The sequence below is a fragment of the Enterobacter asburiae genome (assembly GCF_007035645.1).
Taxonomy (GTDB): Bacteria; Pseudomonadota; Gammaproteobacteria; order Enterobacterales; family Enterobacteriaceae; genus Enterobacter; species Enterobacter asburiae_B.
Window position 1 is genome coordinate 2,561,463 of sequence record NZ_AP019632.1, and the last position, 12,931, is coordinate 2,574,393.

Sequence of the window (12,931 nt, forward strand, 5' to 3'; positions counted from 1 at the left end):
GGGGGATTTATGCATAACACTAACGTTACAATTGCTGACCAGAACACCGTTATTAACTCCAACGTGGCTTTGTTTGATTCCCAGTATCTGAACGCCATCAGCACGTTCGCGCAGATTATGGCGCAAGGCACTGCCACCGTTCCTAAGCACCTGCAGGGCAATCAGGCCGATTGCATGGCTGTAGCGATGCAAGCGGCACAGTGGCAGATGAATCCCTTTGCCGTGGCGCAGAAGACGCACCTGATTAACGGTGTGCTCGGGTATGAAGCGCAGCTGGTTAATGCCGTCATTTCACGCAGCGGCATGCTGGCCAGCCGTTTTGAATATGAGTGGTACGGGCCATGGGAAAAGGTCGTTGGAAAATTCCATATCCGTAAAGGAGACAAAGGCGAGTACCGCGTCCCGGGCTGGACCCTGGCTGACGAAGCCGGGATCGGCATCATTATCCGCGCAACGCTTAAAGGCGAAGATCAGCCGAGAGAACTCGATTTGCTGCTGGCTCAGGCCCGAACCCGAAACTCAACCCTTTGGGCTGACGACCCTCGCCAGCAGCTGGCGTATCTGGCAGTCAAACGCTGGGCGAGACTGTTCTGCCCGGATGTGATTCTGGGCGTCTACACCCCGGATGAACTCGATGATCGCCGTGAAGAACGAGAGGTAAACCCCGTACCGACGCAGCACGTAAGCCTTGCAGACATTTCAGGTGACAACGTCACTACCACTCAAACGGCTCAGGAATCAGCTCAAAACATTGATGCACTTGCTGATGATTTTCGTGATCGCATCGAGGCGGCTCAGGATGTGGATAGCGCTAAAGCTCTGCGCGCAGATATTGAAACCGTCAAAGCAACGCTGGGTTCTGCCCTGTTCACTGAGCTGAAAAACAAGGCCGTGAAGCGTTATTACCTGGTTGATGCACGGAACAAAGTCGAAGCAGCCATCAATTCCTTGCCACCTTCAGATGAGCCCGATGCAGCTGCGCGGTTCGCAGAAGTAGAGCGCGTTCTTGCATCGTCGAAACGCCATCTGGGCGACGAACTGCATAGTCAGTTCAGCATCACCCTGGCGGATATGAAACCGGAATATTTGGGCTAACGAGATTGGGAGGGGAAACCCTCCCTCAAGGAGAAGAAATGCGACTGATTAATCGAGGCAGTAAGCAATCCCCTTTAGCTCGCCAGGCATGTGAAATCGCACTCGCAGCCCACCAGCAAAGATATGGTGATTATGGGCGCAGCAAGATGAAAGAGACCTATACGGTAAGAGTGGAAGGCGTGAAGGTCTGGGTTGAAGTGGTCAACTGCAAGGCAAGCTACGTGGCCACAGCAATGACCGGCATGCGCCGACTGCGTTCCCTGCCCGGCCAGGCAAACTGAAACTGAAATATCAACGACTAAAGACCGGCATATCTATACTCATGCCGGTTACCTGAGGTGAACCATGTCGCAGGTAATTTACGATTCAGAATGGGGCGTTGCTTCAAAACTAAAAGAGAAGACAGGCCTTACAGATCGTCAGATTAAAAGCTATCGCCAAACCTCCTGGGTAGAAGGTGTTCATTTTAAGAGAATCCCATTGGATGGAAGCAGCTCCGAAGAGCGAGGACTTGTCTGGTACAACATCCCAAACATTAACAGGTTTGTGAAGGAGGCATAATGGCTGCAATGCCAACGGGTGTTGAGATCCACAACAATAAAATACGAATAAGTTTCAAGTTTCAGGGCGTTAGATGTCGAGAAACATTGAAAGGATGGATCGTAAATGCATCGAATCTCAAAAAAGCCGGGAATCTAAGGGCCAAAATTGTAAGCGAGATTCAACTGGGCACTTTTGACTACCGGGGCATGTTCCCGGAGTCAAAGGTGTCAGCAAAGTTTTATGCATCTAAAAATATTACGACGTTCTCCGAACTTGCATCAACATGGTATGAAAACCATAAAATCGATCTCTCACCCAATGCCACAAGAAGCTATGGGATAGCTGTAAGAACGTTAACAAAACTAATCGGCCCTGAAACGCTGGTTGCATCCATCACCAACAGCGACATTCTGGGCTGGAGAAAGGAATTACTGACTGGCGAGACTAACTATGCTCCCGAAAAGAGGAGAAATAAAACCGGCCGCGCCGTTAGAACAGTAGATTATTATCTGGCCATCTTGCGGCAAATCCTCGACTATGCGGTTAAAAATAAAGTCATTTCGTATCAACCATATGTCGGGATAAAAAGGCTTCGCAAAGGGCAAACAAAACCAGATCCACTTCTGAGACATGAGTTTGAGCAGTTGAAAGAGACTGCTCCGGCTCAGCAGAAAAACATGTGGCAATTTTTCGCTTATACCGGCGTTCGACCCGGGGAGCTTTGCGCTCTTGCCTGGGAGGATATCGATCTTAATTCTGGCGAAGCTAACATTGCGCGCAATCTAACTCAGGAAGGCTTGTTTGGACCACCCAAAACCGAAGCTGGATACCGGACGATAAAGTTACTGGAGCCGGCTCTGGAAGCTTTGCGAGCTCAAAAGGAACTTACCGGGAGTGCCCCTAAGGTACCAATCACTTTTCACCACCGGGAGTTCGGTAAAACGGAAACGCAGAAACTGCACTTTGTGTTTATGCCTCGACCTCAGAAAGGCAAGCAAGCTGCGTACTATTCAGTCAGTTCAATTGTGTCATTATGGGATATTACGGTAAGACGATCGGGAATTCGCCGCAGACGCCCCTATCAGCTGCGTCATACATACGCATGCTGGATGTTGTCGGCAGGTGCTAATCCTGCTTTTATAGCGAATCAGATGGGTCATGAGAATGCAGAGATGGTCTTCCATGTATACTCTGCGTGGATAAATGCTCTCGATAGCGATCAGGTATCATTTTTGAATCAGCGCTTTGGCGGATATGCAAATGCCCCTATAGTGCCCCTGAAGGTAAAAACAAAGTAGTTAATTACTTGATTTCCCGGTGATATTTAATGAAAAAGCTGTTTGTGCAGTTTTATCTTTTGCTGTTTGTCTGCTTCCTGGTCATGACCATGCTGGTCGGGCTGGTCTATAAATTCACCGCCGAACGTGCGGGCAGGCAGTCGCTGGACGATTTGATGAAAAGCTCGCTCTATCTGATGCGCAGCGAGCTGAGAGAGATCCCGCCGCACGACTGGGCGAAAACCCTCAAAGAGCTGGATCTGAACCTGTCGTTCGATTTACGCATCGAGCCGTTAAAAGATTTTGAGCTGGATCCGCCCGCCATGCAGCGTCTGCGCGACGGGGACATCGTCGCGCTGGACGAGAAATACACCTTTATCCAGCGTATTCCGCGCAGCCATTACGTACTGGCCGTCGGGCCGGTGCCCTATCTCTATTATCTGCACCAGATGCGTCTGCTGGACATGGCGCTGATGGCCTTTATCGCCATTTCGCTCGCGTTTCCGGTCTTTATCTGGATGCGCCCGCACTGGCAGGACATGCTGAAGCTGGAATCCGCCGCGCAGCGTTTTGGCGAAGGGCATTTTACCGAACGCATTCACTTCGACAGCGGTTCCAGTTTTGAACGTCTGGGCGTGGCCTTTAACCAGATGGCCGATAACATCAATGCCCTGATCGCCAGTAAAAAGCAGCTGATCGACGGGATTGCGCACGAGCTGCGCACGCCGCTGGTTCGCCTGCGCTATCGTCTGGAGATGAGCGAGAATCTGACGGAAGCGGAGTCTCAGGCGCTTAACCGCGATATCGGCCAGCTTGAGGCGCTGATCGAGGAGCTGCTGACCTACGCACGCCTCGATCGTCCGCAAAACGAACTGAACCTCAGCACGCCGGACCTGCCTGTCTGGCTGCAAACCCACATCGATGACGTTCAGAGCGTAAACCCGCAGCGCACGCTGTTAACGCGCGTCACGCCGGGTGATTACGGCGCGCTCGATATGCGCCTGATGGAGCGCGTGCTGGACAATCTGATGAACAACGCCATGCGCTACAGCGAAAGCACGCTACAGATTGGGCTGGATTTGCAGGGCAATCAGGCCAGTCTGACGGTGGAGGATGACGGTCCGGGGATTGCCCCGGAAGCGCGAGAAACTGTGTTTGAACCGTTTGTCCGCCTCGACCCCAGCCGCGATCGCGCCACTGGCGGATGCGGCCTGGGGCTGGCGATTGTTTACTCTATCGCGCAGGCGATGGGCGGCACGGTGCATTGCGAAGAGAGCGAGCTCGGCGGCGCGCGCTTCTGCTTTAGCTGGCCGGTATACCATAACATCGCCCTTCCCGTCCCTGCCTGACTTCAACCGCACGCTGGCCTGACCCGGCGTGCTGTGCTATATGATAAGTATGTTGTAACTAACGAGAGTGCTTATGGCGACCTACGATCTCCTCGAACGGCTGAACAGCACGTTTCGGGAAATAGAACACGAGCTCCTGACCCTGACCGAACGTTTGCAGAGCTGCCGTCTGCTGGCCGCGCGCGTCTTTACCCTGCCCGAGGTTGCCAAAGGGGCCGAGCACGACCCGCTGGACACCATCGCGGTTGAACAGCACATCGGCAGCGCCGCCCTTGAGCTGACGCTGAAGCACTATCGCCGCCTGTTTATCCAGCAGCAGTCAGAAAACCGCAGCAGTAAGGCCGCCGTGCGTCTGCCCGGCGTGATCTGCCTGCAAACCGATGCGACAACGCGCGACGCGCTGGAAAGCCAGATTACCCACATCAACACCCTGAAAGCGGCCTTTGAAAAGATCGTTACCGAAGAGTCCGGCCTCGCCCCTGCCGCCCGGTTTGAATGGGTGCACCGTCAGCTTCCGGGGCTGATTACCCTGAACGCCTATCGCACGCTTACGGTACTGCGTCACCCCGCCACGCTGCGCTTCGGCTGGGCGAATAAGCACATCATTAAAAACTTCACCCGGGATGAGATTCTGGCGCAGCTGGAAAAAAGCCTGAAGACGCCGCGCACCGTCGCACCGTGGTCGCGCGAGCAGTGGATTGAGCGCCTGGAGCAGGAGTACCACAGTATCGCCTCGCTGCCGGCGGACGCGCGCCTCAAGATAAAGCGTCCGGTGAAGGTACAGCCTATCGCCCGCGTCTGGTATTCCGGCCAGCAAAAACAGGTTCAGTATGCCTGCCCTACGCCGCTGATTGCGCTCTATGATGCCGATCGGGGGGCCATCGTGCCGGATATTGGTGAGCTTTTGAATTACGATGCGGACAATGTCCAGCACCGTTACAGACCTCAGGCGCAGCCGCTGCAGCTGATTATTCCGCGGCTGCACCTGTACGTGGCGGGATGACTATTTCAGGCTGCCGACCATCGCTTCCGGGCGCACCCAGGCGTCGAACTCCGCCTCCGTGAGATAGCCCAGCGCCAGGGCGGAGGCTTTCAGCGTCAGCCCCTCTTTATGCGCTTTTTTAGCGATCTCGGCGGCCTTGTCGTAGCCGATATGGGTATTCAGCGCCGTCACCAGCATCAGGGATTCATTGAGCAACTGGCTGATACGTTCGCGATTCGGCTCAATCCCTACCGCACAGTGCTCGTTAAAGCTCTCCATCCCGTCCGCCAGCAGACGAATCGATTGCAGAACGTTGTGGATCACCATCGGGCGATAGACGTTCAGCTCGAAGTTGCCGGACGCACCGCCCAGGTTGACGGCTACGTCGTTGCCCAACACCTGACAGCAGAGCATGGTCATGGCTTCGCACTGGGTCGGGTTCACTTTACCCGGCATGATGGAGCTGCCCGGCTCGTTTTCCGGAATGCTGATTTCACCGATGCCGCAGCGCGGACCCGAGGCCAGCCAGCGCACGTCGTTGGCGATTTTCATCAGCGAGGCCGCCAGCCCTTTCAGCGCGCCGTGGGTGTGGACCAGCGCATCGCAGGTCGCCAGCGCTTCGAACTTGTTGGGCGCCGTGACGAACGGCTGCCCGGTGATGTTTGCCAGCTCCTCCGCCACGCGCACCGCGTATTCTGGATGGGTGTTTAACCCGGTCCCGACCGCCGTCCCGCCGAGCGCCAGCTCCGCCAGGTGCGGCAGGCTGTATTCAATGTGCTTCAGGTTATGTTCCAGCATCGCCACCCAGCCGGAAATCTCCTGGCCGAGCGTCAGCGGCGTGGCGTCCTGCAGGTGCGTACGGCCAATTTTGACGATGTCGCGGAAGGCCTGCGCTTTCTCGTTGAGCGTGGCTTTCAGGACGTTAAGCTGCGGGATAAGCTGCTCGCGGATAGCGATGATCGCCGCCACGTGCATCGCCGTCGGGAAGACGTCGTTAGAACTCTGGCTTTTGTTGACGTCATCGTTCGGATGGACCTTACGCTCCATGCCGCGCACGCCGCCAAGCAGTTCGCTGGCCCGGTTTGCCAGCACTTCATTCATGTTCATGTTGCTCTGGGTGCCGGAACCGGTCTGCCAGATGGCGAGGGGGAATTCATCGGGATGCTTGCCCGCCAGCACTTCGTCGGCGGCGTTGATGATGGCGGTCGCTTTGTCTGCCGTCAGCAGGCCTAAATCCTGGTTCACTTTTGCGGCGGCGCGTTTGGTGAGCGCCAATGCCTGAATCAGCGAGACGGGCATTTTTTCGGTCGAAATACGGAAGTGCTCCAGCGAACGCTGGGTTTGCGCGCCCCATAGCTTGTCGGCCGGGACGTCGATGGCGCCCATCGAGTCTTTCTCATGGCGTACCGTGGTCATTACTTTCTCCTTGATAACAAAAGAGGGATTGCTCACATGCTTAAGGGATAAGTATTGATGACTTCTGAGAAACGATATGGCGCTTTGTGCGCTCTTTTTGGTGTCGGGTTGCGCTGACGCTTATCCGACCTACCAGACTCGTAGGCCGGGTAAGGCGCAGCCGCCACCCGACAATTTACAGAATTACTTCACGCACGCCGAACACTGGGACGACTGGATCTGCTTGAAGAAGTCGTTGCCTTTGTCATCCACGAGGATAAACGCCGGGAAGTCTTCCACTTCAATTTTCCAGATCGCTTCCATACCCAGTTCCGGGTATTCCACGCACTCCAGGCTCTTGATGCTGCCCTGCGCCAGAACCGCAGCCGGGCCGCCGATGCTGCCGAGGTAGAAGCCGCCGTGCTTGTGGCAGGCGTCCGTCACCTGCTGGCTGCGGTTGCCTTTCGCCAGCATGATCATGCTGCCGCCGTTGGCCTGCAGCTGGTCAACGTACGAGTCCATACGCCCTGCCGTGGTTGGGCCTAACGAGCCGGATGCGTAGCCTTCAGGCGTTTTTGCCGGGCCTGCGTAGTAGATCGGATGATCTTTAATGTACTGCGGCAGGCCTTCGCCGTTGTCCAGACGCTCTTTCAGCTTCGCGTGCGCGATGTCGCGGCCCACGATGATAGTGCCGTTCAGCGAGAGACGGGTCGAGACCGGATACTGCGAAAGCTGCGCCAGAATCTCTTTCATCGGACGGTTCAGGTCGACGCGAACCGCTTCCCCCTCGCCCGCTTTGCGCAGCTCTTCCGGGATGTATTTGCCCGGATTGTTTTCCAGTTTTTCGATCCACACGCCTTCGCGGTTGATCTTCGCCTTGATGTTGCGATCCGCGGAGCAGGACACGCCCATCCCGACCGGACAGGAGGCACCGTGACGCGGCAGACGGATCACGCGCACGTCGTGGGCAAAGTATTTGCCGCCAAACTGCGCGCCGAGGCCCAGGTTACGCGCTTCTTCCAGCAGTTCCTGCTCAAGCTGTACGTCGCGGAACGCCTGGCCGTGCTCGTTACCTTCGGTAGGCAGGCCGTCGTAGTATTTGGTTGAGGCCAGCTTGACGGTTTTCAGCGTACTTTCCGCCGACGTACCGCCAATCACAAACGCGATATGGTACGGCGGGCACGCCGCGGTGCCGAGGGTGCGCATCTTCTCAACCAGATAATTTTTCAGCTTGCCCGGGGTGAGCAGCGCCTTCGTTTCCTGGTAAAGATAGGTTTTGTTGGCTGAACCGCCGCCCTTGGCGATACAGAGGAATTTGTACTCGTCACCGTCGACGCTGTAGAGATCGATCTGTGCCGGCAGGTTGGTGCCTGTGTTGACCTCTTTGTACATATCCAGCGCCGCGTTTTGCGAGTAGCGCAGGTTATCTTCGGTGTAGGTGTTGTAGACGCCGTGCGCCAGGGCCGCTTCGTCACCGCCGCCGGTCCAGACGCGCTGGCCTTTTTTACCGACGATGATCGCCGTGCCGGTGTCCTGACAGGTAGGCAGAACACCTTTCGCGGCGATGTCTGAGTTACGCAGGAACTGCAGGGCAACGTATTTATCGTTTTCGCTGGCCTGCGGGTCGCTGAGAATATCGGCAACCTGCTGCTGGTGCGCTGGGCGGAGCATAAACGAGGCGTCGTGGAAAGCGTGCTGCGCCAGCAGCGTCAGCGCCTGCGGATCTACCTTGAGGATCTCTTGTCCTTCAAACTCAGAGACGGAGACGTGATCGCGGGTTAACAGGTAATACTCGGTCCGATCCTTACTGAGGGGGAAAGGATCCTGATAATGGAAGGGTTTATTCGACATTGGTCTCTCACTTACTGCTTCGGTCTGTTTATTCAGGGCAGATGTTCCGCTGCCCGGCTTAAAAGCGAGTCAGCTTATCCTACACAATTTTTTAACAAAAACTGAGACTAGTACGACTTTTTACATCCACAGGTTACTTCCATGAGGTTTATTGCTTTAATACCCGGAGTTAATTCCACAATTGAATCAGGGCTTGATAATGCAAAAACTCATTAACTCAGTGCAAAACTACGCCTGGGGAAGTAAAACTGCGTTAACGGATCTCTACGGTATCGCGAACCCGAACAACCTGCCGATGGCAGAACTGTGGATGGGGGCGCACCCGAAGAGCAGCTCAAAAATTGAAGACGCCAGCGGCCAGGTTCGCAGCCTTCGTGACGTGATTGACGCCGATAAAGCCGCGCTGCTGGGCGACAAGGTGGCTCAGCGCTTCGGCGAACTGCCGTTCCTGTTCAAGGTACTGTGCGCCGACCAGCCGCTCTCCATCCAGGTTCACCCGAACAAGAAAGCCTCTGAAATCGGCTTTGCGAAAGAGAACGCGGCGGGAATTCCTTTAGACGCCGCCGAGCGTAACTACAAAGATCCTAACCACAAGCCGGAGCTGGTCTTTGCGCTGACCCCGTTCCTGGCGATGAACGCGTTCCGCGAGTTTTCAGAGATCGTTTCCCTGCTGCAACCGGTCGCGGGTGCCCACAAGGCTATCGCCCACTTCCTTGAAAACCCGAACGCGGACGCGCTGAGCCAACTGTTTGCCAGCCTGCTGAATATGCAGGGTGAAGAGAAATCTCACGCGCTGGCGGTGCTGAAAGCGGCTCTGGGCAGCCAGCAGGGTGAACCGTGGGAGACTATCCGCCTGATCTCCGAATTCTACCCGGACGACAGCGGTCTTTTCTCCCCTCTGCTGCTGAACGTGGTGAAGCTCAACCCGGGCGAAGCGATGTTCTTGTTCGCTGAAACCCCGCACGCCTACCTTCAGGGCGTGGCGCTGGAGGTAATGGCTAACTCCGATAACGTGCTGCGCGCGGGCCTGACGCCGAAATACATCGATATTCCTGAACTGGTTGCCAACGTGAAGTTTGTGGCGAAACCTGCCGCGGAGCTGCTGACTCAGCCGGTGAAAAACGGCGCAGAGCTGGACTTCCCAATTCCGGTTGAGGATTTTGCTTTTTCCCTGCACGACCTGAGCCAGGCCGAAGCCGTCATCGCGCAGGAAAGCGCGGCGATTCTGTTCTGCGCCGAGGGCGAAGCGACGCTGCGCAAAGGCGAACAGCGTCTGGTGCTTAAGCCCGGTGAGTCAGCATTCGTTGCAGCCAGTGAATCACCGGTCAGCGTAAGCGGCACCGGTCGTCTGGCGCGCGTTTTCAATAAGCTATACCCTAAATAATTCGAGTTGCATGAAGGCGGCGACGCAGCGAATCCCCAGGAGCGTACATAAGTACGTGACTGGGGTGAGCGAGGAAAGCCAACGCACAGGCAACTTGAAGTATGACGGGTATTAGGGACTTACTGATTTTTTTAACAACTCTTGCTAAGCTAGTTGCAGGCTTAATATCTCCAGGCGGTTTTTACCGCCTGGTTTCATTTTAGGGATAGTCGCAATGAAAAAATCGGTCGTAGCGGTTGGAGTGATTGTAGCGTTAGGCGTGGTCTGGACGGGTGCCTCCTGGTTTACCGGGAAACAGCTGGAAGGCCGTCTGGCTGAGATGGTGGCGCAGGCTAACGGAGAGATTAAGCGCAGCGCGCCGGAGGCGGGCCTGGAGCTGAGCTACCAGAATTATCATCGCGGCGTGTTTACCAGCCGTATGCAGCTGGTGGTAAAGCCAGTGGCCGGTGCTGAAAACGGCTGGCTGAAACCGGGTCAGAGCGTGGTGCTGGACGAGGTGGTGAGCCACGGTCCGCTGCCGCTGGCGCAGCTGAAGTCCTTTAACCTGATCCCGTCGATGGCGTCCGTTCATACCGTGCTGGTGAATAACGACGTCACCAAACCGCTGTTTGACCTGGCGAAGAATGAATCGCCTTTCGATATTAATACCCGCATCAGCTATGCCGGTGACACGAGCTCCGATATTGCTCTGAAAGCGCTGAACTACGAGAAAGAGAATGAGAAAGTCGCCTTCAGCGGCGGTCACTTCAAACTTGACGCTGACCGCGACGGAAACGTGTTCTCCCTGACGGGTGAAGCGGAAAGCGGCCTGGTCAATGCCGTGAACGAATATAACCAAAAGGTTCAGCTCACCTTCAACAACCTGAAGGCCGACGGCAACAGCCGAATGACCGATTTCCAGGAGCGTATCGGCGATCAAAAACTGTCTCTCGACAAGGTTGCCATTGCGGTTGAAGGAAAAGAGATGGCCGTGCTGGAAGGTATGGACGTCAACGGCAAATCCGACGTTTCCAAAGACGGTAAAAGCATCAACACGCAGCTGGATTACACGCTGAAGAGCCTGAAGGTGCAGAATCAGGACCTGGGCACCGGCAAGCTGTCACTGAAGATCGGCAATATCGACGGCCAGGCGTGGCACGAGTTTAGCCAGAAATACAGCAAAGAGAGCCAGGCGCTGCTGACCGATGCCGCACTCCAGCAGAACCCTGAAGTTTACCAGCAGCAGGCGATGGCGGTACTGTTTAACAACCTGCCTGTCCTGCTGAAAGGCGAGCCGGTGATCACCGTTGCGCCGCTGAGCTGGAAAAACAGCAAAGGCGAAACCAGCTTTAACCTGTCGCTGTTCCTGAAAGATCCGGCAACCGCAACGGGTGAACCGCAGACGCTGGCGCAGGAAGTGGATCGCAGCGTGAAGTCGCTCGACAGCAAGCTGACCATCCCGATGGATATGGCGACCGAGTTTATGACCCAGATTGCGAAGCTGGAAGGCTACGGCGATGAAGACGCCGGCAAGCTGGCGAACCAGCAGGTGAAAGGTCTGGCGGCAATGGGCCAGATGTTCCGCATCACCAAAGTGGAAAACAACACGATTTCCACCAGCCTGCAGTATGCCAACGGCCAGGTAACGCTCAACGGCGACAAGATGCCGCTGGAAGACTTTGTCGGCATGTTTGGTATGCCGACGCTGGGGATGCCGGAACCGGCAGCACCGGCGGCACCAGCCGAACCGGCGGCACCGCAGCAGTAAACGTCAAAACCCCTCGCTCGAGGGGTTTTTTATTGCCGGGTGGCGCTGACGCTTACCCGGCCTACGATCCCGAGCCGTTGTTGGCCTGTGCAAGCGAAGCGCCGCCGGGCGATGTGCAGCGGAGATTATTTCACCGTCACCAGCCGCGCCGCCACAATCTGGTGTCCGGCCTGAACGTCCGTGTTGTCGATGCGCTGCATTATCCTGTCCGCCAGCGTGTAGCCCATCTCCCGCGCGGGAGTTGTAGCCCAGACGATCGGCAGGTCGTCGAGCGCGTTTTCACCGACGTCGGCGAACGCCCCGAGCGCCACCTGATGGCCGAAGAAGGTTTCCACCCCGCCCTCGCCGCTCTGACGCCCGGCGCGGATCAGGCCAAACCAGGCGCCCATGGCAATCACATCGTTGTAACAAATCACGGCGCTGATCGTCGGACTGCTGCGCAGCAGCGCGCCTATCGCTTCCGCCGCTTTCTTCTGGCTGGATTCACACTCCACGACCCATTCGCTGTGGAACGGCAGGCCGTATTTAATCAGCGTCGCGCAGTAGCCGCCGACCCGCTCGGCGCGGGTCAGGGACGAACTTTTCCCGCCGAGCCACGCAATGCGCTGATGTCCGCGACGAATAAGATGTTCGGTCAGCATTTGCGCGGCCTGCATGTTATCCGGTCGCAGCGTATCGGCCTCGTCCAGATAGCTGGCACGCGAAGCAAACACCAGCGGCACGCCTTTTTCGGCGGCGCGCTCGCACAGCTCGCTGCCCACGCCCGACGCCCCGGCAACGATCACCCCGTCCACCCCCTGATTCAGCAGCATATCGAGCCGGGAGAGAAGCTGATCGGCCTCGCGACCGCCGTGCAGAAGAAAGACCATCCGCCCCTGCGCTTCAAGCGCTTCGGTTAACCCTGCGGTCAGCTCCGCATAGAAAGGTGACGTCAGGTCGCGGACAATCAGGCCAATCACCCCGCTTTGCCCGCCGCGCAGCGCCGACGCCTGACGGTTACGCACAAAACCCAGCTGCTCAACCGCCTCGTTAACCCGCTGACCGGTCGCAGGAGAGATGCGCCCTTTTCCGCTTAGCACCAGAGAAACGGTGCTGACGGAAACGCCCGCCGCCAGCGCGACATCATTGATGGTGATTTTTTTCGCTACAGCCATGTGTTGGCGTGACTCCCTGAAATGAGATCGGTAAAACGTTTTATCAATACGTTATCTTTATACTACCAGTCAAAGCCTGAGAATGTGATTTAGCGCGCACTAAACTTTGATAAAACGTTTTATCTTCTCGCAGCATTGAAGCAGGCAAACTGAT

General features: G+C 56.3%; 11 protein-coding genes. 8 read left to right on the top strand and 3 right to left on the bottom strand.

Annotation, left to right across the window (positions count from 1 at the left end; all coding sequences use genetic code 11):
• Window positions 1-9: 9 nt before the first annotated feature.
• From FOY96_RS12140 to tus, 6 genes are all read left to right on the top strand, one after another.
• Complete coding sequence (locus FOY96_RS12140; RefSeq protein WP_143347153.1) at window positions 10-1,095, top strand: RecT family recombinase; 1,086 nt, start codon at window positions 10-12, stop codon at window positions 1,093-1,095.
• 38 nt (window positions 1,096-1,133) lie between these two features.
• A complete protein-coding gene (locus FOY96_RS12145) occupies window positions 1,134-1,376 on the top strand; it encodes a DUF4060 family protein (protein ID WP_020882485.1) in 243 nt (80 codons plus the stop codon).
• A gap of 64 nt (window positions 1,377-1,440) precedes the next feature.
• Window positions 1,441-1,656, top strand: coding sequence for an excisionase family protein (gene xisR / locus FOY96_RS12150; protein ID WP_047647992.1), 216 nt, complete (start codon window positions 1,441-1,443; stop codon window positions 1,654-1,656).
• The gene (locus FOY96_RS12155; RefSeq protein ID WP_143347155.1) at window positions 1,656-2,936 is read left to right on the top strand and encodes a site-specific integrase; all 1,281 of its coding nucleotides are present in this window, start codon (window positions 1,656-1,658) and stop codon (window positions 2,934-2,936) included. The genes xisR and FOY96_RS12155 overlap by 1 nt, the downstream gene beginning before the upstream one ends.
• A gap of 29 nt (window positions 2,937-2,965) precedes the next feature.
• On the top strand, window positions 2,966-4,264 hold the full coding sequence (rstB, locus tag FOY96_RS12160; RefSeq protein ID WP_143347156.1) for a two-component system sensor histidine kinase RstB: 1,299 nt from the start codon (window positions 2,966-2,968) through the stop codon (window positions 4,262-4,264).
• A gap of 73 nt (window positions 4,265-4,337) precedes the next feature.
• Window positions 4,338-5,267 carry a DNA replication terminus site-binding protein gene (tus, locus tag FOY96_RS12165; protein WP_033145343.1) on the top strand — a complete coding sequence of 310 codons (930 nt, stop codon included), beginning with the start codon at window positions 4,338-4,340 and terminating at the stop codon, window positions 5,265-5,267.
• On the opposite strand, the gene fumC is transcribed toward tus, so the two are convergent.
• Both fumC and fumA read right to left on the bottom strand, forming a co-directional pair.
• Window positions 5,268-6,662, bottom strand: a complete 1,395-nt coding sequence (gene fumC / locus FOY96_RS12170; protein ID WP_143347157.1) for a class II fumarate hydratase — start codon at window positions 6,660-6,662, stop codon at window positions 5,268-5,270.
• Window positions 6,663-6,845: 183 nt separating this feature from the next.
• On the bottom strand, window positions 6,846-8,492 hold the full coding sequence (gene fumA, locus FOY96_RS12175) for a class I fumarate hydratase FumA (RefSeq protein WP_029740299.1): 1,647 nt from the start codon (window positions 8,490-8,492) through the stop codon (window positions 6,846-6,848).
• 199 nt (window positions 8,493-8,691) lie between these two features.
• Here fumA and manA point away from each other — a divergent pair, with 199 nt between their 5' ends.
• Both manA and FOY96_RS12185 read left to right on the top strand, forming a co-directional pair.
• Entirely contained in the window at window positions 8,692-9,876 is a 1,185-nt protein-coding gene (gene manA, locus FOY96_RS12180) for a mannose-6-phosphate isomerase (RefSeq protein WP_143347158.1), read from the top strand.
• 214 nt (window positions 9,877-10,090) lie between these two features.
• Window positions 10,091-11,623 (top strand): YdgA family protein, encoded by a 1,533-nt coding sequence (locus tag FOY96_RS12185; RefSeq protein ID WP_143347159.1) that lies wholly within the window; start codon window positions 10,091-10,093, stop codon window positions 11,621-11,623.
• A gap of 125 nt (window positions 11,624-11,748) precedes the next feature.
• Here FOY96_RS12185 and FOY96_RS12190 read toward each other — a convergent pair whose 3' ends face one another.
• The gene (locus FOY96_RS12190) at window positions 11,749-12,777 is read right to left on the bottom strand and encodes a Mal regulon transcriptional regulator MalI (RefSeq protein ID WP_023311457.1); all 1,029 of its coding nucleotides are present in this window, start codon (window positions 12,775-12,777) and stop codon (window positions 11,749-11,751) included.
• Window positions 12,778-12,931 lie beyond the last annotated feature (154 nt).